A 25,478-nucleotide genomic window follows, 5' to 3' on the forward strand; every position below is an offset into this window, starting at 1 on the left:
GAGGACATCACGGATGCTGAAAGATCAGGTAGTGTTTATCACAGGTGCATCGAGTGGTATCGGTGCGCTGTGTGCACAGATGCTGATAGAAGAAGGAGCCATCCCAATTCTGGCTGCCCGTTCACGGGACAAGCTGGAAGAGATTGGTGCCTCGCTGAAAGGGCCGCATGAATTACTCACACTTGATGTTACGGATAGTGAGCAGGTTCAGGCAGCTGTGGATGCGATATTGCATAAATACGGACGAATCGACATTTTGCTGAACAATGCAGGTTACGGGAAATTCGCAGCGATGACAGAGATGTCTGTACAGGAATTCGATGAGATGATGGACGTTAATTACATGGGCATTGTCCGCTGCACCAAAGCAGTGCTTCCACAAATGCTGGAACGTGGCAGAGGTCAGATTGTGAACGTGGCCTCCATGGCTGGCAAAATCGGTACAGCCAAATCCGCTTCCTATACAGCTACGAAACATGCTGTCCTCGGATTTAGTAATGCGCTGCGTCAAGAGCTTCGCAAGACTGGCGTCATGGTGACAACGATTAATCCGGGTCCGATTGATACACCATTTTTCCATCGGGCTGACCCTTCTGGCAATTATGTGAATAATGTACGCTGGATGATGTTAAAACCGGAAGACGTTGCGGGTCATATGATTCGGGCGATGAAAAAGCGCAAGGAAGAAGTGAATCTGCCAAGACTTGCTTCTGCTGGCATATGGCTGTACCAGCTATTTCCTCGTCTTGCAGATCGATTGTCGCACGGTGTAATGAATCAGAAGTAAATGTGATACGAGGCATCATATACGGAATGAAAGAAAGGCTCCGCCGAGGGGCTTTTCTTTTTTTTGGCGTGTATACATACAATTCTGGAATAAGATTTGGTACACGGGCTTTTTTCGCATATAATGAAAGGTAATGTGATGACAGGCTTCGGTTTTATACAAGCAACTTATATGTTCAACTAAACTTTTACACAATAACGGAGGGGACAGAAATAACCTGAAGAAGCGAAGCTAAAAGCTTTCTGAAAGAAAGCTGCATCGGAAGCATATGCTTCGCGTTTATCCCCGGATTTTTCCTTTTGGAAAAAAGGAATCAAAGAAATCTGGGGATAACAGTGATCGGAAGGTTGTTCTGTCCTCGTAGTGTCAGTGTAAATATTCATTAGTTGAACTTATATAACATCAAAATGAATAAATTAAAAGGATGGACATACATGACGAATCAAACATTTGCTTCAATTGGCGTGGAACAGGATCTGGAGGCCGTTTTAGCGAAACATGGCATTAACGAACCTTCACCTGTACAGGCTCAGACGATCCCGGTTATTTTGGAAGGCCGAGATGTCGTATCCAAATCCCAGACGGGAACAGGAAAAACGCTGGCATATCTGCTGCCACTGTTACAATCCATCAAAATGGATATCAAAGGTACGCAGAAACTCATTATTGCACCTACGCAAGAGCTGGCGATGCAAATTGTACGTGAAGCGCAACGTTATGCGGAAGAACGTAAGATTGGCGTATTGGGTCTGATTGGAGGCGCAGCGGCTAAACGTCAGATCGAGAAGCTGCGTGAGCATCCACAATTGGTTGTGGGTACACCGGGACGACTGAAGGAATTGATTACACTCAAAAAACTGAAAATGCACAACGTCTCTACGATTGTTATCGATGAAGCAGACCAAGTGTTCCAGCTTGGCGGCGTAAGTGACGTGAACTTTGTACTTAAGAGCGCATTGCGGGACCGTCAGCTGATCTTCCTGTCAGCAACCATTGATGAGCATACAGCTGGACTCGCAAAGCGTGAGATGAAAGAGCCTGTTCAGATCGGAATTGAACCGGATCGAGCTACGGCTGCGGGCCTTGAGCATTATTATTTTGTAGAAGAAAACCGTAACAAAATTGACATGCTGCGTCGTCTGGTTAGACAGTACAATCCGGATCGGGCAATCGTATTTGTGAATGCAACCGAAGATATTGGTGAAGTTGAAGCAAAAATGAATCATCTGGGCTTGTCCGCTGCTGCGCTGTATGGAGATGCTGACAAAGTGACCCGCAGTAACGTATTGTCTGCCTTCCGTAATGGCAAACTTCAGTTGCTGATTGCAAGCGAAGTGGCTGCCAGAGGACTGGATATCGAAGGTTTGCCAATGGTCATTAACTATGACCCTGCCTTTGACTCGGAGCACTATGTTCACCGTGCAGGTCGTACAGGCCGGATGGGACGCTCGGGTATCGTTTTGTCCATTGTGGATGAAACACAGATCTTTATTATGCGTAAATTCGCACGCGAACTCGGAATCGAACTGTCAGAACGTGTACTCTTTGGCGGTAAAGTATTGGAGGCTGACCCGCGTCCGGACACGCGGCCTGAGGGACATTCGTTCTCGAGAAAACCAGGACAATCCAGAGATCGCAAACCAGGTCAGGGCAATCGTAATGGGGGAACCCGAGCTACAATCTCCAATTCGCGTCCAGCAGGTAGCAAACCAACGGGTAATACAGGCCGCACGGAGCGCGACCAGGATCGTAAAAACAAAGGAGCACCCAAGTGGAGTAAAGACAAAGCGCCACGCTCCGAAGAATAGAATCTGACGAAAGGGGTGCAGGGATAGATGGAAAACGTTCAATCGCCTGTTCTGCAAATCAGCGGGTTAAGCGGAGGTTATAGTGCCAAACGGCCAGTCCTTCACGGCATCGATCTGGAAGTTGGACGTGGAGAGATGGTCGGACTAATCGGCTTAAACGGTGCTGGCAAAAGCACAACCATGAAACACATCCTCGGCTTGATGACCCCTCAACAGGGCGAAGTGCGAGTGATGGGCAAGAAGCGGGACGAGGATGCGCAGATCTACCAATCGGCTATGGCATTTGTACCGGAATCACCCGAACTGTATGATGAGATGACGGTGATGGAGCACCTGGAGTTTACGGCAAGAGCGTACAATGTGTCGGAGGCTGATTTCAAACAACGTACGGAGAAACTGCTGGAACTGTTCCGTATGAATGAGAAAAGTACAAGTCTGTCGACTCACCTGTCCAAGGGGATGAGACAAAAGGTCATGATCATGTGTGCTTTTGTGGCCGGACCACCACTGTACATCATTGATGAGCCTTTCCTGGGACTGGACCCGCTGGGTATTCGCTCTTTGCTTGATTTTATGCTGGAGATGAAAGCTTCGGGATCATCCATCCTGCTCAGTTCACACATTCTGTCCACGATTGAAAATTACTGTGACCGTTTTATCGTTCTGCACCGTGGGCAGGTTATTGCTCAAGGTACGCTGAATGAACTGCGCTCCCAATTCGGGGAATCGGATGCCACGCTGGAGCACATGTTCTATTCCCTCGTACAAGGCAGGGATTGAGCATGGATCTCAAGCTGCTATGGAAGCAAAGACGCACAGGATTCTGGAACGGAATTCTTCCTTATCTGGGTTATGTGATCCAGAGCGGTGTAGCTATGGTCTTTTTATTTCTCGTCATTGCGTTCTCCGCCTGGTATACATCGTTTGTCCAGAACATTCCGGCGGAATTTCCGATTCGCTGGGTTGCATTGTTGCTGCTGGCACCGCTAGTGCTGTTTAGCAGTTATCGTACATATCTGCTTCCGGCAGATATTGTGTTCCTGCGACCACAGGAATACCGGATGCAGGAGTATTTGAAGAACAGCTTTGCCCGGGGCATCATCTATAAAACTCTGGGCTTGCTGCTTGTATTTGTTACACTGTGGCCGCTCTATGTCAGAGCAGATCTGGATGCACGGCCATTTGGCTGGTTCATTGTGTTCCTGCTGCTATGGAAAGGGTTGTCCAGTTATGGAGCATGGCAAGAGCTAAGAATGGTTCAGGTCGGTGCGGCAAGAGGATATCGTCTCTTGCGATGGGCTCTGGCAGTGCTGGCGGTTGGCGCTTGGCTGTGGCAGCCACCGCAGCGCAGCGTCTGGTTCCTGCTGTTGCTGGCTGTTGTCTACATCGTCGCCTTGCGTATACCGGTGAAACATCGGGTAGCGTGGGAACGACTGATCCAGGTAGAGCAGGGTCAGGCTGGCAGGGTTATGCGTACGCTTGGCTGGTTTGTGGATGTACCTTCATCCGGACAGAAAGTAAGTTCGCGTCGCTGGCTTAGCAAATTGGGGAGTGGTCTTCCCTGGAATGCAGGGAAAGCTTACCGATATCTGATTACCAAAACGTTTATTCGAACCGAAGTGTTCTCAATCGTGTTACGTTTAATTGTACTGGGCATGTTACTATCCTGGTGGACAGCAGGCAGCTACTTTGGTGTAGGTGTGTATCTGTTCTTCCTGTTGCTTGCAGGTGTTCAGTTAGGTGCACTGCGTCGCAGTCATAGTGAATCGTTCTGGATTATGATCTATCCAATCTCGGGTGAGAGTCGTCGTTCTCAGGTGTTGGGATTCATATTCCATCTACATGCACTGGCTGCGTTGCTCATGTGGTTGCCTATGCTGGCTGCCGGAGCAAGCGGACTGACTGTCACCGGAGTAGCACTTATTTTGGGTATACTGGTGATTGTGATCATGCGGCGTTCGCAAGGTAACAAGTGGTTGAAGGAAGAAGAGGACGAGTAAACGATCGGACACCGGACCAACTCGGATTATTACATTGGGTTCATCAGTGAGAGGTACAAAAGATAACAAAAGAAGGGTATGCCGGGCTGTATCCCGGTATACCCTTCTTTGTGCTGTAATGGAATCATGCAATCAGATCACTTGGTTCTCGCGCAAGTGTGTATTGGTACTAACAGAGGAACGATTTAGTGATGATTACGAGCAAGATGAACAGAACGAGAATAGCACCTGTGTTTGTAAATCCTCCGCCGTAACCGCCGCATCCATAACCGCCTCTTGTATCTTCAACTCCAGACATGGTCATTCCCCTTTCAAGTGGTTGTTTGGCACGCCCTTGCGTACATCATATATTATGTGCCATGGGGGTAGGCTGATTGGGCCGATGCCCGGTAAAGCCAGAAATTAAAGCTTTTGGGCTGATAAAACACAAAAGAACCCTTCGTATATTCAGTGACATGAAGCGTCGCCGTTATACAAAGGGTTCTTATAACATTCAGGGTACAGGTCTGTGTTAACTAAGTCGTCCGCAGATCCTGAACTCCACGATAGATGGTTTCATACAGATCTTCCAACCCGGATTCTTCAATACAGGAGAAGGCGATTCGAAGATCCGATTCACCCAGCGCGATTGTACCCACACCATATTTGTGCAGCAAATGGCTTCGAAGTTCTTCAGCGCCAACTTCTTTTAGCTTCAGGCACATGAAGTAACCGGAGTTGAACGGATAATAGTCCCATGCATCTCCATACTTGCCGCTATCGAGAATGGCTTTTACCTTATTGGCGCGGCCTTTCATAATCTCGAACTTCTCCTGTTTCTGTGCTTCAAATTCCGGTGCTTTGAGCGCATCCAGTACAAAAGTCTGGGAAGGATGCGGGCCACTGGAGATCGTTGCCCGGATAATACCGAGTGTTTTTTGTTCCAATGCATGCAGAACGGCTGCATCTTCATGGGCATACGTAATGAATCCAACGCGGAAGCCCCATACGAATTCTTCCTTGGTTGCACCATCCACTTTTACGGTCAACACACGTGGATGAATGTTGGCAAGTTTGCCAAACAGGGATTCATGAATGGAATCTTCGAAGAACAGTCCAAAGTAGGCATCATCTGTTACAGCAACCACGTTAACGCCGGCTTCAGCTGCCTGAAGAATCGTGTTCACAATGGCATCTGCTTCTTCGGCTCCAGGCGTATAACCTGTAGGGTTATTCGGGAAGTTGAGCAGCACGATGGCTTTACCTTTGTCCTTCTGATCAAGCAAAGCCTGAAGCAGACCCTCACTGTTGAAGTTCAACTGATCATCGAACAGGGGATAATGAACCAACTGGCCATGACGACGAATTCCGAAGGTCAGCTCGTAATTTTCCCAGTTTTTATCCGGATATATGACAGCGTCCCCTTCATCGGCGAACAGGTCGGCTACGATACTTAGTCCATGGGTTAAAGCATTGGTTACAATCGGATTGCCAAACGTTTTGCCTTCCAGGGAAGGCGTTTCCTTCAGCATCTTGTCTCTCCAGACGGTCCGCAATTCAGGTTTGCCTGCAGGTGGAGCGTAAGGATACAGGTCCTTTGGCTGGAATGCAGACAGCTTCTCCTGAATAACCTGAAGATGCATCGGCACACCACCCTCCAGGGCGATACCAATCGTGGCATTATGGGTCTTGGCCAAGCTTGCTGCTTCAGCAGATTGACTCAAGATCCCTTCTTTAGGAAAATAAATTTCTTTGCCAAGCTGTGACAGCATGGAGTAGACGTGACTGCTGCCTGTCTGAATACTTTCGTTCAACTGTTCAGCCAGTGGATTCATTCTTTTCATCCTTCCAAGTCTTTGTGATTCAACTGCCTAACATTATATCACTTTGACATGCCCCCGTCACGGAAATTACGCAATATGACAGTTATATCGCTTTACCGCGTTGTTGCAGAGGGTTTTCGGGTGGGTTATCGTTGAATTCAACCTTGGAGCAATCCTCAAGAAATGAAACTTATTGCTGATGAAATGGACAGTATTTCCGCATCATTTCAGCAGTTTCAGTATCTCTTCCTTCATTACGCTGTTCCAACTGACCACTGATATGATCGAATCGTTCACTGGAGAGGTTTTGTCCAAATTTAAACTTGGCGCTGATCCGTTCAGGAATAATTCGAACTACGGCTACAGCTTTGAGGTTTCCTGTGTAACGCGAGTCAGTAGCGTCAATGGGTACATATCCGCCTTGCGGTTGGAGTTTCTCCATGAATCGTTGTAGTACCTTACCTTTGATGTCCAGATCTTTAACCGGTTCTGCCTGACCGAAGGCCATGACACTTTTGAAGAAAGAAGTCGCTGGACAAGCAAGCTCAGGATCACTGAAATAGGATGGAATCAGGGAGAACTCTTCAGCTACTGTGAAACTGACCGACGAATCCTGTTTGATCTGTTTCATCTTCTCACCAGCCAGACTGCCGTGAAAATAAAAGCAACCGTCCATATATACAAAATTCAGCGGTGTAACCCGTGGTTGTCCGTCCGGGCTGACCGTTCCCAGAAACCCGAAGGAGCACTGATCCAGAAATGCGGTAATTTCCTGTTCTTCATCTACTGTGAATTCTTTCCGTCTCATGTGTAATCCCCCATCATTGAAATGTATAATAAAACGCCATATCTTATGGATAACCATAGTTCATACATTGACAATGAAATAGATCCAATTTACATTCACTTTAGTAGGCCAATTAGTCAGGGATCACAGATGAAGACAAATGAAGAGAGGTGCATGATGGAATTGTGGCTGCCGATGGATACCTATGAACTTCAGCATCGATACAAGTATGAGGCATTGTACCATGCGTTACGTGATGCCATTCATGCAGGCACATTGGTGGGAGGCACGCGGCTTCCTTCCACCCGTGAGTTGGCAAAGCAATATGAGATGTCACGTGGTTCGGTAGCTCAGGTATACGACATGCTGCTTGCGGATGGTTATGTCCATGCACATCGGGGAAGAGGTACATTTGTCACCGAAACATTATCCACTCAGGAAAATGAAAAAAAGGAAGCCGTTCTCAAGCTGTCTCCCTGGGGCGAACGAGTACAGAGGTTGAATACACAACATGAAGTCCTGCGGACTCAGATGTCTTCACCGAAGCCGTCCGTCATTAATTTTCAAATGCAGCGCATGCCTGCCGAACATTTCCCGTTAGGGGAGTGGAAGAGTGCACTCGCTGCGGTTCATCGCAGTGGTTGGCGAGAATCGAGCGGTGTAGCCGGTGACCCGGAGCTGCGTGAGGCCATCGCCTCCCATCTCAGATGGACACGTGGTATCCAGGCTGAACCCTCTCAGATTGTATTGTTCAGTGGTTCAATGCAAGGCATCACCCTGCTATCTCAACTGCTGATTACGGAGAATACAGCAGTTGTATTGGAGAATCCGGGTTATCCAGGCATCGCCCATGCCGTCAAGTCCTGTGGTGGGCATATCATCCCGGCAGAGGTGGATGCCGCAGGCATTATTCCTCAGCCTTGGGAGGCACAGACGTTATTTGTCACCCCTACCCGGCAGTTTCCAACAGGGGCCGTGCTGGGATTGGACAGAAGACGTGCCTTGCTTGGGTGGGCCTCAAAGCGGAATGCGGTCATCATTGAAGATGATTATGACAGTGAATTCCGATGGGGCGGAAGACCGATTGAACCCCTCAAAGTGCTTGATCGTGAACAGCGTGTCATCTATGTTGGATCATTCTCACAAACGATGGTGGCTTCGTTCCGACTTGGCTATGCCGTCCTGCCACCTGGTCTGGTAGAACCTCTGCTTGCCGCCAAGGCGTTGTATGAACCGGTACCTCCGGCGCTGTTAGAGCAGCGCGCACTGGCAAAATTTATGACCAGAGGAGGTTACCTGAGGCACTTACGACGGTTAACCCGGTTATATGGGGAACGGCATGATTTTTTTGTCCGCGAGATGGAACTACAGTTGCCGGAGGCATTCACAATGCAGCTTGGTGATGCAGGACTGCATATCTACGCTACCTGGAATGGCGATGTGGACAGTTATCAGCGATTTAAAAAGCTTGCTCAGGAGGATGGCATATTGTTCCGTGATGCAGAGCGATATCGGTTGACTTCAGGTCATCCGGCGGCCTGTTTTGCTTTTGCACATCTGGAGAAAGAAGAGATGACAGAGGGAATCCGGCGAATGCGGCTAGCCTGGGAGAAGTGCACATTTTCGTTTCGGTGAATTCCGCTGTATAATGGGATAAGACATTTCGCTCCTGTAGGAGCAGAGATTATATATGAGCAAGTTGTATAGCATGATGCAAGATACTGAAATACATATGGCCTGGATTGAAGAAGTGAGATTCAGATCAGAATGATGCCATATGCAGAGAGATTAACTATCAAGGGGGAGTGGCGACATGCTGCAGGCATCGCCGTCATCATTTGTTATTTTGCCCGCTGTCGCCAAAATTGTCTGTGAACCGGGCTGGAAGTGGCAGAAACGGGAAAAACCGATGCAAAACTATGATTTATTTTATGTATGGAGTGGTGAAGGAACGCTTGTACTGAATGACCAGTCGTATGAAGTTGGCAAGGGTAGTTGTTTTTTGTTCAGGCCAGGAGATCATCCTACTGCAACACATAATAAGCAAAAACCGTTGGTACTTACGTATATTCACTTTGATGTGGACCTGCCTGTTGCTGACGTTCCCCAGTCCTATCGCGAGGTACAGGAAACGGTGGAGTTTGAGCATTTGCTGGCACGTTATGTAAGACTGTTCTTATCGGATGTGTACGGACGTGATGAAGAGAGCCGATTGATTCTGAAACAATTGATGATTCATCTGCTGCGCGCCGATACGGAAGAACCTGTGGAGAAAAAGGTAAGCAACCAGTTGTCCGATGTCATCCAGGAGGTCGCCAATTATGTGCGTCAGCATCCGGGAATTACGCATCGGGTGGAAGATCTGGCTGCGCGGGCTGGCTTATCGCCCCGATACTTCTCGATTAAGTTCAAGGAACTGGTGGGATCATCGGTGCAATCTTATATTATCCGCATGCGTATTGAACGGGCGGAACATCTGCTGGTGCATACCGGCATGAATGTGACCGAAGTGGCGGATGCTCTGGGCTACCGGGATATTTTCTTCTTCAGTCGTCAGTTCAAGCAGTATACCGGCAAAAGCCCGTCCGAGATTCGTTAAAATTCTGATGAGAAAAACAGGAATCCGTTTCAAGTCTGGAATGCAAGGGTAATTATCTAGCATTCCAGATGACCAAAAGGGGGAACTTGTGATGAACGGAAAACGTCGGGTCCGCAACCGGGGATGCTCTACGAAGGGATGCAATATTTTCCGGAACCGTCTGCGTCGCTTCAAACCGGCAGAGGACTTGCAAGATGTGTGGTTTTGAGGAGAACTCAGCAGACCAATAACGACGGAGCGAAGCTTCGTATTGCATGTATATATGGATGAATATGAATTCATAAAGAGGATGGCGCAATACCTGGTTACAGGTGCTGCGCCATCCTCTTTATTTGCGTATGGACTCATTAGTTCTTTGGTTTCAAACGACCAAGCAATGCTCCCATTTTGACCGAATCGCCTGGCTGTAAGCCCGGGTTTGGTTCGAATGTGCCACTCTGCGTCAGCAGAACAACGGTGGAACCGAATTCAAAATAGGCCAGATCATCGCCTTGTGCCCAGGTACTTATGTCCGTATCAGCATATTGTATGCTACTCACGTTCATCGCACCTACTTTGACAACTGCCACTTCACCGTAATCATGTGCGATATACGTAATGAGTCGTTCGTTTCGACTAAGCACGGATCTCATATGGGTCAGGCCAAAGTCATTCACGGGATAAACTTTGCCTTTGATGTGTTCGCTCTCTATTTTGCGACCGCTGACAGGTGCATGAATGCGGTGATAGTCGCGAGGGCTGAGATAGAGGACGAACCCGTACCCGTGCTTGTACTTCTCCAGATGGGGAGAATGGTTTAATAATTCAGCAAGTGTATAATTTTGTCCCTTAACATTCAGGAGTGTCCCTGCAGATATTGGACCGGCTGCCGTAATCTTGGCATCTACCGGGCTGATCAGTGCATGCTCTGAAAGTTCCAACGGGCGCATGCCCGGCTTTAATTTGCGGGTAAAGAAATCGTTCAGTGAACGGTATTCCTTCCAGTCTTTCTCGGCCTCCTGAACAGGGATGTCGTAGGTCCGGACAAAATAAGGGATAAATGCCTTACTTCCCCGGCTTTTGGAGAAGGCTCCCACAGTCCGGGAGATCCATTTGCGCGAAGAAAGCTCGGTCATTAATCGCAACAGCGTTTTTGCCATGAATATCCCCCTTAGGGTTAATGCGAACTTCAAGGCCGGCAAGACCGGCCGTTCTGCATAATATTGACACAGAATGCACACGAAATCAATATAGTCTCCTATCGTATGTCTGCGGTTGTCTCGGAATTCTTGAATTCTGTTCCAGCAGCAGACGCCCATAAGCCATCGGTTTGCTGTACGTTGCCTTCCAGTGTTCCGACATTCCCGCCTTGCGAAAACCGTAACGCTGATCCCGTCCATTGCATTCAATAAAATAGATCTGGCCGCTGCGCGTTATCCCGAGATCAAGACCCAGATCAGCCAGATGTGGAAGACTGGCCGCCAGGTTCTGGGCAATTCGAAGTGCAACGAGTCCGATTCTGTATTCCAGTCGAGCCAGGTCGAAGCCAGATTCTCCTAATCCAAGGGCCTCTGCAAGCTTCATGACTTTACCGCCCTGGGCGATGTTGCTGACAAACGTATGGGCAGGAGCCGCTTTGGCAAACATGCCTGTTATTCCCCAAAGACCATCGCCACCACGTTGTACAGATACCCGCAAATCTACCGGCCTGCCCTCATAACGTACCAGTGGGATACGCTCTTCAATGAGGTAGGCATGGCGAAAGATCCGCCTTAGGGTGGCGGAAGGAAGCTGTCCTTTGCTCAATCGGAAGGTAGCCCACCCTTTGCGTGCCGCCTTCGTCTCACAGGTTAGTTTCCACTGCCCATCTCGCTCGAAGACTCGCATAATCCCATGACCGATGCTACCGCTGCATGGTTTGATGACGAGGTCATCATATTGTTCCATCATATAGGCCAGAGACTCTGGCGTAGCTTTGACTGCACGGGGCAGGTGTTCTCGCAAGGCGAGGTCCTGATGAAGCATGTCATGAATGTGATCTTTACGGTACCGGTTGCGAACGTTGAATACCTGGATACCCTGCAACATCAGCTTGGTAATCTGATGCTGTTCCGTCCGGCGAAGCTGGAGTGAGCGGTTATGAATGACGGAGGGCAGTGGCATACGCTCGCGAACATATCTGCCTTCTTTTTTAACATAGGCAAGACATGTTTTTTGATCCGAATCGATATCTTCCAGCCTCAAAAAGCAGGGGGTTAATCCATAACTGGCCGCTGCCTGTTCATAATTCGCGAGTGATTCCTGACCGGTCCTTCCGGCCGGTATCCCCCGGTACATGCGTGAATCGAACATAATGCCGATCGTTTCTTGGAGCATGACCGTTCCTCCTTCGATGTTATCGCGACCATGGATCGTCCATTCATGGAATGCCGGCCTGTCACCGCATGGCTCAGACATCGCGATAACGCAGACCGGTGTGTAAGATGCATCGCCAAGCACTAGTGCTTGCTCAAGGCGTGTCTAAAACTCTGAAGGAAGCAGGTTTTGCCGAATCTTCGTTCCAAGCAAGGAGGTTTTCCGCAGGCGTGCCGGGGCACGGCTAGGGAAAGTGACACAGCAGGGGGCGAAAAGACGGTGAAAGATGCACTTCAGCGAGTTTTCAGACACGACCTAGATATAATATCCTATGACATGACTGGGACGGGGGCGTGGACAGCCGCCTTTCCTCTGCAGCCCTGACACGCCTATTTCCACGAAGATCATCGAACCTTCCTGTCTTGACGCCTGTACATTCGTACTCTGGAATCCGCAAAAGTCATAAATGAAGTGGCAGATGCCCATATGGAAGCATATGATGCCGGAGACGAACGTTAGAGGAAGGAGCAAGCTGCATGAGTAAAAATGGCAAAAAGAAGGTTCCGACGCCGAAACTGCGGCATGTGAGCCCGAAATACAAGGAATTGGAACTGACTGATCGCCGGGCAGACAAGATGAACTCAGGTTTCACTGTGAATAGGGAAGAACGCTTGAATACGAATAAAAGGGATTCGAGAGCTGTTCAGGAGTCGGAAGAATTCTTATTCGACTCAATGGAGCTACCTTCTTCAACAAATGAGCTGGAAGAGTTGGAGATCGAAGCCGAAATCAAGCCGGAACCCGTAGAGTCTGATAGCAAGGAAATCGAGACAGAAGATAGCTCGGATAAGCAGATTCAGGTTAGCAGTGTGGCTCCGCTTGTTCTGGAAGAAGAGGTGGGTATCATCAAGCAAGAAACAACAAACAAGGACCGGCTGCAGATCCTGAACCAGAACCAGATGCCGGGTCATACCGGACATTACATCTACACGGACGACTTGAGTGAATTTGCTGTTACGGAGAGCAAATTGGCTCCTTTCTCTGTAGATGCCTCCAAGCTGAAACCGGATGCGGTCGGCAGTGAAGCATTGCAGGATTATGCGGTGACCAGCATTCACATTGCAGACGGGGCCATTGTTTCAGCGAAACTTGCGGAAGCGTCTGTATCTGAGGAGCACCTGATTGACGGTTCTGTGTCTGGTCACAAAATACGAAATGCTTCTATTGCAGGTGAGAAAATCAGAGATGGCAGTATTACTTCTCAGAAGCTTGGCAACCAGGCCATCGATTCGGCCAAAATTGCCGACGGTTCTATCAGCACAAGACATCTCAGCCGCATGCTGGTAACGGAAGAATTAATCAAGAATCATGCCGTAACTGGAGACAAGATCGCGATTAGCGGGGTGGATACAAGGCATCTCACGGGAGGAGCTGTGAATACCTCCAAACTGGCTGACGATGCAGTGACTACAACCAAAATTCGTGAAGCTGCTGTCACAGGCAGCAAAATCGAAGAACACTCCATCGAGTCTCACCATATTCAGGCAGGTGCTGTTAAACAGACACATCTGGCAGAAGGGTCTGTCGGTCGTTCACAACTATTAAATGGCAGTATTGGAAGTGACCAGATAGAGGATGGATCCATACAAACAAGACATTTAGCTGAGGGTTCACTAACTGGAAGACATCTGCTGGACGGTTCAATCGGATCAAGTCAGATTCGAGCTCATTCCGTTGGCAAGGAGCAGATTGGCAATGGAGAAGTGGGCAGTGAGCATTTGACAGAAGGTGCAGTAACCAGTAGCAAACTGGCAGACCAGTCTGTTGGAACAGCAAAATTGCTGGAGCAGTCCATTACGGCATCCAAGATCTCTGATCAGAGCGTCATTTCTTCCAAAATCGCGGATGAAGCCGTACAGGGTAAACATCTTGCCAAAGGGTCCATTCGTGCGGAACACATTGCGAATCGGGGAATTACACCGGTACATGTGGACAATTCCGCAATTCACTCTATTCACATTGCAAGTGGAAGCATCGAGGCAGCTCATCTATCTGCCGGAAGTGTGTCCGGAGACGCTCTTGCAGACGACGTGGTGTGTGAGCGGCATCTTGCAGAGTCGGCCGTGGGTACGTATGAATTGCAGGATGCTGCCGTTACAGACGTTAAACTTGCGGATGGAAGTGTGACAACAGAAAAGCTTGGAACGGCATCGGTGAGTAGCAGAGCGCTTGCCCCGGGAAGTGTTATATCCTCGCATCTTGCGAGTGGTGGAGTCACAGGGACACATCTGGCTCCAGGCAGCGTTGGTTCCGAGGCCCTGAGACCTTATGCAGTGAAATCGGAACACTTGACAGAACATGCCGTAGGTGTACCTCATCTTCAACCGGGCAGTGTTGAAACGGATGCGATTGCACGGGCCGCGGTCACAACAGACAAATTGGCTATTGATAGTGTAACTTCAGCCCAGCTGGCTGGCGGGTCCATTTTTCCGCCTCATCTAACAGATCATGCGGTTACCTCCCCCAAGCTCTCACCAGAAAGTGTTGCCACAGATAAACTGGCGGATTTTGCTGTCACGTCAGCTAAACTGGCAGACGGCAGCGTGACTTCTTCCAAAATTATGGCAGAGAGCATTAACGCCAAACATATTCCAGCAGGAACCATCCGCGGATATCACCTGAAGCAGCATGCCGTTTCACTGGAACATTTGTCGGAAGAAATACGCTCGCCGGAATTATTTGCTGATGGCAGTATTACCGGCAACAAACTTCAACATGGCTCCATAAGTGCGGACCATTTGACAGCAGACTCGGTATCCGGGACAGAACTGCAACAGGCTGCTGTAGGTAGCGAGCACTTGCAGCCATCCGTTGTACAATCCGTCCATCTGGCTGAAGGCAGCGTGAAATCTGACCATTTGGGGACTCAAGTAGTGAGCTCACAGCATCTGAAGCCAGACATCATTCATGAGGAGCATATTGCTGAACAGGTGGTCACATCGCATCACTTGGCACCTGGATCTGTCGAAACAGACCATCTGGCACCTTTATCCATTACAGCGGCTCACCTTCAGCCAGGTTTGATCAGTGGTTTGCATCTTCAGGCAGAGTCGACAAGTGCTGTTCACCTACAGCAAGGAGCTGTGCATTCCCGTCATATTCAAGATGGTGAAATTCTTCCTCATCATATCCATGAACGCAGCATCGGAACATCTCATCTGGAAGAAGAAGCGGTAAGTACGATTATTTTGCAGGATGAATCTGTAACACGCTCCAAACTAGCAACGGGTAGTGTGGATGGCAGCAAATTAGCCGCAGAAAGCGTATCGGCTACTCACATTGCCAATGAAAGTGTGCAAACCCGTCATATCCAAGAAGGCGCAATCCTTGCTGATCATATTCAAGAGTGCAGTATTGGCTCAGTTCATCTGGATGAGCAGTCTGTAAGTGCGGTTCATTTGCAAAATGGATCTGTAACAAGTGCCAAACTGGCGGATGGCAGTATAAACGGCAGCAAATTGCTTGAAGGAACCGTATCGGGGATTCATATTGCATCCGAAAGTGTGCAAACCGGGCATATTCAGGCAGGGGCCATTCATGCTGACCATATTCAGGAGCGGAGCATCGGCACAATCCATCTGGAGGAGGAAGCAGTAAGTGCCATTCACCTGCAAAATGGGTCTGTCATCAGTGCCAAACTGGCCGACGGCAGTGTAACCGGCAGCAAGTTGATCGAAGATGCGGTGTCGGGAATCCATATCGCTTCTGAAAGTGTGCAATCCCGCCATATCCAGGCAGGAGTAATCCTTTCTGACCATATTCAGGAGCACAGCATTGGCATGCTTCACTTGGAACAGGAAGCAGTAAGTGCCATTCATCTGCAAAATGGATCTGTAACAAGTACCAAGTTGGCCGACGGCAGTGTAACCGGCAGCAAGTTGCTTGAAGGTGCAGTATCAGATATCCACATTGCAGACGATAGTGTGCAATCCAGTAAGATTCAGGCAGGAGCCATTCATGCTGATCATATTCAAGAGCGGAGCATCGGCACAGCACATTTGGAAGAGGAGTCTGTAAGTGCCATTCATTTGCAAAATGGAGCTGTAACGAGTGCCAAACTGGCGGATGGTAGTATAACTGGCAGCAAGTTACTCGAAGGTACGGTATCCGGGGTTCATATCGCATCGGAAAGTGTGCAATCCGGGCATATTCAGGCAGGAGCTATTCATGCTGGTCATATTCAGGAGCGAAGCATCGGCACAGCCCATCTGGAGGAGGAAGCCGTAAGTGCGGTTCATCTGCAAAATGGGTCCGTCACAAGTGCCAAATTGGCTGACAGTAGCATTAGTGGCAGCAAATTGCTCGAAGATACTGTATTGGGGAGCCATATCGCGTCGGAAAGTGTGCAAACTCGCCATATCCAGGCAGGAGCGATCCTTGCTGATCATATTCAGGAGCACAGCATTGGTACGTTCCATCTGGAAGAGGAAGCAATAAGTGCGGTTCATCTGCAAAATGAATCTGTAACGAGTGCCAAACTGGCGGATGGCAGTGTGAGCAGCGACAAACTGCTTGAAGATGCGGTGTCGGATGTCCATATTGCCAATGGAAGTGTGCAATCGCGTCATATCCAAGAGAAAGCCATACATGCTGACCATATTCAAGAGCGAAGCATTGGGATCTCCCACCTCAAAGCCGAATCGGTAAGTTCGATTCATCTGCACAATGGTTCCATAACAAGTGCCAAAATGGCTGACGGCAGTGTAAACGGTAATAAATTGCTTGAAGGTGCGGTATCGGCTATCCACATAGCCGACAAAAGTGTGCAAACTCGTCATATCCAGGATGGAACCATTCTTGCTGATCATATTCAGGAACGCAGTATTCGCACAACTCATCTGGAAGAGGAAGCAGTAAGCGGGATTCATCTGCAAAATGGGTCTGTCACCAGTGCCAAATTGGCCGATGGCAGCGTGAACGGCAGCAAACTGAGTGAGCAGAGTATTACCTCTAATCATTTGAATGCGGGGATTGTAGGTCCAGCGCATCTGAGCGAAGAGATATGGAATGCGATTCGTCAGTTCAGTGGAGAAACGCTGGAGCAGCTGGCAGCTATCAAAAGACAAGAGGGATTGCTTCAACCAGAAAATGAGGTTGTACAGCAATCACAGCAGGTAATCGTCGAGGCATTACCGAGTGCTGGTCTGGAGCAACAACAAGAGCTGGTATCCCAAACAGATCAGCTTGGCGAACTACCGGCAGCTTTGTTCACAACAGAGCCGGCAGAACAGGCTCAGCAACCACAGCTAGAACAGTCACAGGAGATCGCTGGAACTACGGAGTTTATGTTAAGTGAACAATCGATTAAACAGGAGCATCTGTGTGATGATGCCGTGGGCAGCAACCAGTTGCAATCGGGGGCAGTTCAGGTCAAACATCTGGCCTTTCAGCCCGTTCGCAGCGTAAGCAAACAACCGGTTGTACAACAATTCGGGATGGAAGCTTTTGTACTGCCAGAGAGTGAAGTATGCACAGAGGTAACTGTTGTTTTTGAAGAATCATTTGCTTCAGAACATTATGTGATTGTGGGCATGAGTAATGATCGGGGATTCCAGATTTCCCTGCTCTCGCAGAGTGAGGATGAAGCGGTTCTTGAAGTGTCACGTACGGCAGATTGCAAGCATACGTACGGATTGTTGTCATGGATTGCTGCGGGACCTTCGCAAGGATAGTGCAGGATTGTATCCGTAATAAACAAATGACAAAAGCGGTGTCCAGAGTTGTCCGGGACACCGCTTTTGATTGATATCAGCTTAATCCGTTCGGACGGTGAGGGGTGTCTGAACGTTTTGTTACCATTATGAAGAGTACATTATAAGTTCAATTACAATAAAATAAGATTTTACAGGCCTACAGCTTGATATGCTTTGGTAATAGCAGTAGCTTCAGCGGAAGTTGCTCCGTACAGATCTTTGGCTGCTTGAATGGTAGCTGTTTTGGCAGCGGCAAATTTGGACGTTGGTGTCAGGTAGTTCACCAGTGTGCTGTAGAAAATCTGGATCGCTTTATCCCGACCGATTCCGGTAACAGTCACACCATTATGTGTTCCGCCTTGAGCAGCAAGGAAATAGGCTTTATTGATGATACCACTGTTGATATGGACACCGCCGTTGTCCTGTGAGCCTGTGTAGCGATCGCTGTATTTGTCAGGTTGACCATACAATGTAGGGTTGGAGAGGGAGCGCAGCGCATCTCCTGGAGTGTTAGGTGTGTAGATATCATCACCGAGCAGCCAGTTTTTGCTTTGGATCGTATTACCGAAAATATCGGCAAAGGCTTCATTGAGTGCGCCTGGTTCATTGCGATATTCCAGGTTGGCTGTATATTCAATAACACCATGCGTCAATTCATGGCCCACAACATCCAGATCACCTGACAGGGATCGGAACATCGTTCCATCGCCGTCACCAAAGACAATCTGTGCCCCGTTCCAGAAGGCGTTATTGTAATTGGAGCCGTAGTGCACGGTTGATCTGATCAACAATCCGTTACCATTAATACCGTTACGGTTGAATTTGTTTTTGTAGAAATCATACGTAGCAGCCGCATGAGCGTGAGCATCTACACCTGCACGATCGGTCCATACATTATCCGAATCCGTGAGCAAGCTACCAGGCAGTGAGGAGCCATTGTTCGCCGTGTACGTTTGGATGCCATTGCCGCGAGTGGTGTCTTTCAGTTGGAAGGTGCTGCCGGATTGGGTGGTTGTCAGGGTTTTGGTATCTCCAAGCACACCTGTACCTGTTCCAGTGGCAAAGTTAATGAGGTCAAACTGGGATACGATACTGCCATCCACTGCGTTAATGAAATATTTGGTCCGTAGAGGGGCAGGTTCCAGTACGTTTACTTCCGTAATGTAAACCAGATACGTCTGTCCATCTTCTTCATGATGGTAGATGTTCAATTCAGCTTGAGGTGTGATTTCCGCGGCGCCAAGCTCTCCAATCCGGGAGGTTGCTTCTTCGGTTGCAATCTGGATCGCGTCTTCTCCGCTGATCTCGGCTACACCATCATTCGGAATGGCCTGCTCTTCAATCGGTGGAAGATCGCCAAGTGCGGAGCTCACGGCTCCGGTTTTGTCCAGGTGGACCGTCTGTTCTGCACCATAAACCGGGATACCTTTAATATACTGTTTCAGGCGGAAGTGTCTTACGCCAGATGTATCTGTATTCCTTTTGACAATTTTGAGTTGGGATTTCACATCGGAATTCAGGAATTGTTCCTGCTGTCCGAGGTAATTAAAGATAGTGTCATCTGTTCCACTGTTCAATGGAATACCCTCCTCAGAGGCATAAGGGGCCTGAAGTGGAATGGATTGATCAGACACTGGAGCTGCAGTAGCAGAGGACACGGAAGCGAGCAAAAGAGCTCCTCCAAGAATTGTTGGCATAACTTTGGCAAATTTCATAGTAAACTCTCCCATTCTTAAACTTATTTTTGGTTGGAAAATGTTCATGCCAGTCTCGGTTGGAATTCCGTCTGCAACTTGGGCAGCGCGGAGCGTGGGGCTAGACCTGAAGCGTGGAATGAGACAAGAAACGATTGGAACAAAATCGGCTTGGCCTTAGCTCGGGAAGTGTTAAGCACGACACCAAACAAAAAGGATAACCGTTTATTCAGTTCAACCCGAAGGTTTAATCGTCTATTGTGTTCCTCTTTCAGAAAGCCGGGGGTTGTCCAATTGCGCAGGTAGAAGATACGTTCACGGAAAACTGGGGTGTTCAATCCGGGTTTGCGTAAATGACAAAGGCAGTGTGTTCTGAACGGCATCACTCCTCTCAAGAGTAGAATGTATCTGCTTAACAAGTTCTGTGAATGAGGTCATAATCTAATCAACCTAAGGTCAATAAATTTATTTAAAAAATATAGGGGAACTCATGTTCACCGCAAGGTTATTTTTGTAAATAAAACTGCTTGGAACGTATATTATCACAATGTAAAACTTTGGAAAAGATACAATTTTAGATTTTTGTTAAATTTGTGTCTGAAGTAGGGGAGAGGTAGCGTTTTTCACATATTTTGACGTATTTTGTCTGAAAGCAAGGCCTGTACCCTCGTGTTCACAGGGAGAACCTGCTTAGTGCAAGGACAAACGCCGTTTCCACTGCTCCACGAATACATAGAATAACGTGTACTCCCTTGGCATGCCGATGATCGAATGCGGGAGGTGAAACTGTTGCGCAAAACCCGTACCACAGCACGTTATGCAACCCGATCCAATGTGACACGAAGAAAAACAGTGCTGAAGAAACGAAGATGGAAGTCTGGACACAAAAAGGGTACAAAGGCCTATACGTTCGTTATTCCATCCAAACAGCTGATGTTACAGGCTAAGGATGGAGGAGAGAATGGAGCGGAAAATGGCATGAGTGATGCTCCTTCACACAGAGATGTTTCTCAGGGACCGATGCTCTCGGTCATTATCCCTGCTATGAATGAGGAGAAAAGGATTGGTGCAGTTGTCCGTGAAGCGCTGCGGATATGCCGTGATGCTGAAGTGCTTGTCGTTGTGAATGGTTCAACAGACGGTACGGCAAACGCAGCCAAACGGGCTGGAGCACGAGTGCTCACGTATGCCGAAGCACTGGGGCATGATGGAGGACGAAAAGTAGGCGCAGCGGAGGCGCGCGGTCAGGTATTGTTATTTACTGATGCAGATATCGCAATTCCCGCAGAGCACCTTGCACCTTACGTGAAGGCTGTGCTGAAGGGAACGGATGTGGCGCTTAACGACTACCATGGGCCGGTCACTCATCATCCCGTTCATCCGGTAGTGGAGGCCAAACACATGTTGAACAGCATACTCGCAAGATCCGATCTCCGGGGGGCATCCATGACAGCAATTCCACATGCAATAAGCCGAAAAGGACTTGAGGTCATGGGGATATCCTCACTGGAAGTTCCGCCACTCGCACAAGCGAAGGCAGTGATCGGAGGACTTCGGGTACGCGCTGTTCATCACGTACCTGTGGGTAGAATGAATGCAGTACGAATCAAGAAGCGAAGCGGACCTGATCTGCTAAGTCAAGTGGTACTGAATGATCATATGGCAGCGATTAAGTGGATTACGGATACGCTCGGTCCCCGCGGAGGTTATACCGATCTGCAACGTGTTCGCAACCTGGCGAGGTAAGCATGTCGCATCGGATGATGCAGCATGCTGGAGGTGAGGAAATGAAGGGACGTTCAGGGGTTGTCCGCCGCAGGCGGACAACAAGTAGACCAACGACAGCAGGAAGAACAGTAATGAACAAGCGTCATAGGAACAAGAAACATGTAGATATTCAAAAAAAAAGAAGAAGCCGAGCAAAGTCTGGCCCAGTAAATCTGCACTTGATGTGGAAAGCGGGGCAAGTTGCAGGAAGCGAGGCAAAGGCAAACAACACAGTATCAGAAGAACATGCACGTCTCGTATGGAATGCACACGCGGTGAACGTTGCGGAGCTAAGCAATTTCGAGCTAGCTCTGAAGGCAGGTAAGGCATTTATGCAAGGTTATGCTCAGGCCTCGGGACATTCATTCCAGATCGTGCCACTACCTCTTCGTCATTCGGCTGCTGCCATTGTCTGTGCCTGTAATGAAGAACACACACTGGGGCAGGTGTTATTGCAACTAAAGCGGTTGCCTCTGACGGATATTATTGTGGTACTGAATGGAACGACAGATGACAGTTTGAAGCAGGTACTAAGGCAGCCGGGACTTACAGTAATCTATGAACCGGATCGGGCAGGACATGATGTGGGCCGGGCACTTGGAGCCAAGATGACGGACGCGGAGACGGTACTTTTTGTGGATGGAGATATGGTCGTCTCGGCTGAACAGCTTGCACCCTTTCTGTTCGCGGTTGATCGGGGACAGGATGTGGCGTTGAATAATCTGACGTCTTTGCTGCCTGCGTTTGCAGGCCAGGATGAGGTAAGCCGGATCAAAGCATATCTGAACCGTACATTAGGCAGGGCAGATCTTGGTTCCAATTCCATGACAGCCGTGCCTCATGCATTGTCTCGTCGTATGATTCAGACCGTGAAGCCAGCATCACTGGCCGTTCCACCTAAGGCACAAAGTCTAGCTATTCAGCATGGAATGAACGTCTCGGCACCAAGTCAGGTGGATGTTATTCGTTCCAATCGGTTGCGTCCTGGTAACACGGGAAGTGGGAATGATGTCGCCAAATTGATCATCGGAGATCATCTGGAGGCACTGGCTACATTGCTGGGTACAGGTTGGAATCCAGCCCAGGCACATACACTCTCCCGTGTAGAAGTCGCTTACAGGAGGAACGCCTAATGACACTGACGAGTATGATTATCCCAACTTACAATGGGCTGGATCTGATCAGGCCCTGCATCGATGCCATACGTCAATACTCGGGCGATCCTGCGTCATATGAAATTATCGTGGTAGATAACGGTTCGACGGATGGAACGGCTGAATATTGTGCGCTGGAGCGAATTCGATTTGTAAGGTTCCCGGACAACCGGGGGTTTCCGGCAGCGTGTAACGCTGGACTTCGTGCAGCTTGCGGGGATGAGTTGTTGCTGTTGAACAATGATGTTACGGTCACGCCCCGTTGGCTGGAGAACCTGCGAACGGCTCTGTACAGTGACGCAAGTATTGGGATCACGGGTCCTGTTACGAATTATGCAAGCGGCATCCAGCAGATTGAACTGGCGTTTCGGGATATGGAACATTTTCAGGAGTTGGCCAATTCCAATAATGTTGCGGATTCTTCAAGGTGGAGGGAAGTACGCCGGATCGTCGGTCTGTGCATGCTGATGAAACGAGATGTCGTGGAATCGGTTGGACTGCTTGACGAGGCATATTCTCCGGGACACTATGAGGATGACGATTATTGTTATAGAGCAAGATTGCAGGGATACCGCCTGCTGGTATGTGGAGATGTTCTCGTGCATCATCAGGGAAGTGCCAGCTTCCAGAAGACAGATCCGGTAGCGTGGAAACAGCTGCTTGAGCGTAATCGTTCGATTTTTATGAACAAATGGCATGTCGATCCGCTTGAATATATGGACATATCCGATGAAGGAGGGAACGTGGAATGAAAGGTGTAATTCTTGCCGGCGGAACAGGAACTAGACTGTATCCGCTGACCCGGCTCATTAACAAACATCTGCTTCCAGTCGGTAAACATCCGATGATTATGTATGGCATCGACAGGCTCCGCCAGGCAGGCATTGATGAACTATTGATTGTGATCAACAAACATTCCGCCGGGTTATATACAGAGTATCTTGGTGGCGGAGCAGATCATGGGGTCAAGTTGACTTATCGCATTCAGGAAAAGGCAGGCGGGATTGCGGAAGCGTTGGATCTGGCGACCACTTTTATCCTTCCTGGCGAAAAATTTGTAGTGCTTCTCGGTGATAATCTCTTCAGCGATGATCTGAAGCCTTATGTGGACCGTTACATGCAGCAACCTGCTGGTACAGCGCGAGTTCTGCTCAAAGAGGTGGATGATGCACGACGTTACGGGGTGCCTGTTTTTGATCCAAAGCATCCTGAGCGAATCTCGTACATTGAGGAGAAGCCAAGCCAGCCGAAAACCTCTTATTGTGTGACGGGCATATACATGTATGATGATCATGTATTTAACCTGATTCGCAATATTGCGCCGTCTGCGCGCGGAGAACTTGAAATTACGGATGTGAATAATCACTACGCGTCTGCTGGCGGACTGGAATACGACATTTTGCAGAAATACTGGAGTGATGCAGGTACATTTGATTCGCTCCAGGAAGCAGCTGTTCGCATGAAAGGACAGTTGCCCTAAAATATATGCGACTGATGCTGCCGCTGTGCGGTGCCCCATGGGAGCAGAACACTCTGCGCCGGAGCTGGAAGGATGCTCCGGCGCTTTGCGCAGCGACAATCCTCGTGCATGTCAAAGGAGGGAATGGCGTGAGAGTAGTGACACGCACCAGGCCCGCTAGGGCCTCCGTGTCGGGTAAGCCCCGGGGCATCCACCCGGCCGTATTTATGGGCAGTGGCACTCCGGCAGCAGCAGATACAGGGTCTGCTGGAGTCAGAGGTGTGAAGTCAGGGAAACGGAGTACCCCGACCAAAGCGGGTACATCTGCCGGCGCAGCGCATAAGGCTGCTGCAAGGAAAGCGAGCAGCACAGGCAGTGTTGTTGGCAGAGCAGGCAAAGCTGGCTCTGCGAGTGCGAGCAAAGCGGCAAGAGCCAGCCGCACCGGCAAAGGCAAAGCCGGCCTGCGCCAGGCCACTGCTGGGCGCAGGCCTGCACCCGCGCGGGGCCGGCGTGCCGCTGCCCGCGCCAAGCAGCGCACGGCGATGCGCCGTGCGCCCATGCCAGCACCGCGCCAGGCGACACACCCGAAGGGTGTCGCCCCCGCAGGGCGGGGAGGCGCTGCCGGCGCGAATGCGGGCAGCGCGAAGGGCTTGCCGCCTCCGCCCGCGGAGCACGCAGTGCAGGCGGAGGCTGTGCCCGGCGGCTACGCCGAGGGCTACCGCGACGGCGTATTCGCCGGCGGGGAGGCGCTGGTGGCGCAGCACATCCCGCCGGATCACATTCTGCCTGCCGTGGCGGCGGCAGATCTGATCGCGGCGGGATTCCGCCAATATGCGCCCAGCCTGGCCCGGCTGTCCAGCCCTCATGAGATGGCTGGACACATCACGGCGGCGCTGGATGCACAGCGCCCCTTGTCTGTCGTTCGCCTCGGAGATGGCGAACTGCTCACGCTGGCAGCCGATACGGTGCTGCCAGGCCAGGAAGTGCAGGAGCTGGCACCGTTTCTGCCCTATGCAGGGGTGCCCTGCTCAACCCCCGACATCCGCGCGATGCTTGCGGAAGCCATACAGGCCGCCGACTGGGTTGGCGTGCCGATCTCGCGGGCACCGACATTCCAGGGGCTGTTATTCCCGGTGTTGCGCCACTTCGGGATCGACTGGTCCCGGTTGAAATTGACCAGCTCCACAATCAATTACAGTCTGCATCAGTCCGGCCTGGTGTTGCCCTTGCTGCAAGGACGGCGGGTTCTGCTCATAGGCAGCCAGGCACCAGAGCTTGCGGCACTGCTGCATAACCGGGGGATTCATGTCACAGGTATCATTGGTTCTGTGGCGGGAGTTATGGATATTCCGAGGGTGATGCAGCAAACCGCAGAACATGCTTTTGATATCGCTTTGGTGGCGGCGGGAATTCCGGCGGTCATTCTGTGTCGACGAATTGCGGGTGAACTCGGCAAGGTCGCTCTGGACTTTGGACATTTGGCTGACAAACTGGTAACAGGAGAGCTTCAACTCTAGTGGACCGTCCGGGGGCT

19 protein-coding genes are annotated in these 25,478 nt (G+C 49.7%); 12 read left to right on the plus strand and 7 right to left on the minus strand.

Annotation, left to right across the window (positions count from 1 at the left end; genetic code table 11):
* The first annotated feature begins 13 nt into the window (after positions 1–13).
* The 4 genes from C161_RS24395 to C161_RS24410 all read left to right on the plus strand — a co-directional run bounded on the left by C161_RS24395 (position 14) and on the right by C161_RS24410 (position 4,595).
* Entirely contained in the window at positions 14–787 is a 774-nt protein-coding gene (locus C161_RS24395) for an SDR family NAD(P)-dependent oxidoreductase (RefSeq protein ID WP_036673396.1), read from the plus strand.
* Positions 788–1,221: 434 nt separating this feature from the next.
* Entirely contained in the window at positions 1,222–2,595 is a 1,374-nt protein-coding gene (locus C161_RS24400) for a DEAD/DEAH box helicase (protein ID WP_036673397.1), read from the plus strand.
* A 27-nt stretch (positions 2,596–2,622) separates the two neighbouring features.
* Positions 2,623–3,375, plus strand: a complete 753-nt coding sequence (locus tag C161_RS24405) for an ABC transporter ATP-binding protein (RefSeq protein ID WP_036605802.1) — start codon at positions 2,623–2,625, stop codon at positions 3,373–3,375.
* A 2-nt stretch (positions 3,376–3,377) separates the two neighbouring features.
* A complete protein-coding gene (locus C161_RS24410) occupies positions 3,378–4,595 on the plus strand; it encodes an ABC transporter permease (RefSeq protein ID WP_036673400.1) in 1,218 nt (405 codons plus the stop codon).
* Positions 4,596–4,764: 169 nt separating this feature from the next.
* Here the strand turns inward: C161_RS24410 and C161_RS33140 are convergent, their stop codons facing one another.
* The 3 genes from C161_RS33140 to C161_RS24420 form a co-directional block, all read right to left on the minus strand.
* Positions 4,765–4,893, minus strand: coding sequence for a hypothetical protein (locus C161_RS33140; RefSeq protein WP_017692471.1), 129 nt, complete (start codon positions 4,891–4,893; stop codon positions 4,765–4,767).
* Positions 4,894–5,110: 217 nt separating this feature from the next.
* A complete protein-coding gene (locus C161_RS24415; RefSeq protein ID WP_036673403.1) occupies positions 5,111–6,409 on the minus strand; it encodes an aminotransferase class I/II-fold pyridoxal phosphate-dependent enzyme in 1,299 nt (432 codons plus the stop codon).
* A 178-nt stretch (positions 6,410–6,587) separates the two neighbouring features.
* The gene (locus C161_RS24420) at positions 6,588–7,205 is read right to left on the minus strand and encodes a pyridoxamine 5'-phosphate oxidase family protein (RefSeq protein ID WP_036673405.1); all 618 of its coding nucleotides are present in this window, start codon (positions 7,203–7,205) and stop codon (positions 6,588–6,590) included.
* Positions 7,206–7,358: 153 nt separating this feature from the next.
* Between C161_RS24420 and pdxR the strand changes: the two genes are divergently transcribed.
* Together pdxR and C161_RS24430 are read left to right on the plus strand one after the other, a co-directional pair.
* Entirely contained in the window at positions 7,359–8,819 is a 1,461-nt protein-coding gene (pdxR, locus tag C161_RS24425) for a MocR-like pyridoxine biosynthesis transcription factor PdxR (RefSeq protein WP_327196806.1), read from the plus strand.
* 178 nt (positions 8,820–8,997) lie between these two features.
* Positions 8,998–9,783 (plus strand): helix-turn-helix domain-containing protein, encoded by a 786-nt coding sequence (locus tag C161_RS24430; RefSeq protein ID WP_036673407.1) that lies wholly within the window; start codon positions 8,998–9,000, stop codon positions 9,781–9,783.
* 347 nt (positions 9,784–10,130) lie between these two features.
* Here C161_RS24430 and asd read toward each other — a convergent pair whose 3' ends face one another.
* Both asd and C161_RS24440 read right to left on the minus strand, forming a co-directional pair.
* Positions 10,131–10,922, minus strand: a complete 792-nt coding sequence (gene asd, locus C161_RS24435) for an archaetidylserine decarboxylase (protein WP_036605808.1) — start codon at positions 10,920–10,922, stop codon at positions 10,131–10,133.
* Positions 10,923–11,007: 85 nt separating this feature from the next.
* Positions 11,008–12,219, minus strand: coding sequence for a YheC/YheD family endospore coat-associated protein (locus C161_RS24440; protein ID WP_235193919.1), 1,212 nt, complete (start codon positions 12,217–12,219; stop codon positions 11,008–11,010).
* Between the two features lie 434 nt (positions 12,220–12,653).
* Here C161_RS24440 and C161_RS24450 point away from each other — a divergent pair, with 434 nt between their 5' ends.
* Entirely contained in the window at positions 12,654–17,849 is a 5,196-nt protein-coding gene (locus tag C161_RS24450; RefSeq protein WP_036673411.1) for a WIAG-tail domain, read from the plus strand.
* Positions 17,850–18,019: 170 nt separating this feature from the next.
* Here C161_RS24450 and C161_RS24455 read toward each other — a convergent pair whose 3' ends face one another.
* Positions 18,020–19,585: a M4 family metallopeptidase gene (locus C161_RS24455; protein ID WP_036673412.1), complete on the minus strand. Its 1,566-nt coding sequence runs from the start codon at positions 19,583–19,585 to the stop codon at positions 18,020–18,022.
* 44 nt (positions 19,586–19,629) lie between these two features.
* Positions 19,630–19,902, minus strand: a complete 273-nt coding sequence (locus C161_RS32485) for a hypothetical protein (RefSeq protein WP_235193920.1) — start codon at positions 19,900–19,902, stop codon at positions 19,630–19,632.
* A 442-nt stretch (positions 19,903–20,344) separates the two neighbouring features.
* Between C161_RS32485 and C161_RS24460 the strand changes: the two genes are divergently transcribed.
* The 5 genes from C161_RS24460 (at position 20,345) to C161_RS24480 (ending at position 25,461) form a co-directional block, all read left to right on the plus strand.
* On the plus strand, positions 20,345–21,310 hold the full coding sequence (locus C161_RS24460; RefSeq protein WP_235193921.1) for a glycosyltransferase family 2 protein: 966 nt from the start codon (positions 20,345–20,347) through the stop codon (positions 21,308–21,310).
* A gap of 41 nt (positions 21,311–21,351) precedes the next feature.
* The gene (locus C161_RS24465; RefSeq protein ID WP_162163212.1) at positions 21,352–22,464 is read left to right on the plus strand and encodes a glycosyltransferase family A protein; all 1,113 of its coding nucleotides are present in this window, start codon (positions 21,352–21,354) and stop codon (positions 22,462–22,464) included.
* Positions 22,464–23,237, plus strand: coding sequence for a glycosyltransferase family 2 protein (locus tag C161_RS24470; protein ID WP_036673414.1), 774 nt, complete (start codon positions 22,464–22,466; stop codon positions 23,235–23,237). Before C161_RS24465 ends, C161_RS24470 begins: the two co-directional genes overlap by 1 nt.
* A complete protein-coding gene (locus C161_RS24475) occupies positions 23,234–23,965 on the plus strand; it encodes a sugar phosphate nucleotidyltransferase (protein ID WP_036673416.1) in 732 nt (243 codons plus the stop codon). Before C161_RS24470 ends, C161_RS24475 begins: the two co-directional genes overlap by 4 nt.
* A gap of 848 nt (positions 23,966–24,813) precedes the next feature.
* The gene (locus C161_RS24480; protein ID WP_235193929.1) at positions 24,814–25,461 is read left to right on the plus strand and encodes a GT-D fold domain-containing protein; all 648 of its coding nucleotides are present in this window, start codon (positions 24,814–24,816) and stop codon (positions 25,459–25,461) included.
* Positions 25,462–25,478: the final 17 nt, after the last annotated feature.

The organism is Paenibacillus sp. FSL R5-192, from assembly GCF_000517845.1.
Taxonomy (GTDB): domain Bacteria; phylum Bacillota; class Bacilli; order Paenibacillales; family Paenibacillaceae; genus Paenibacillus; species Paenibacillus amylolyticus.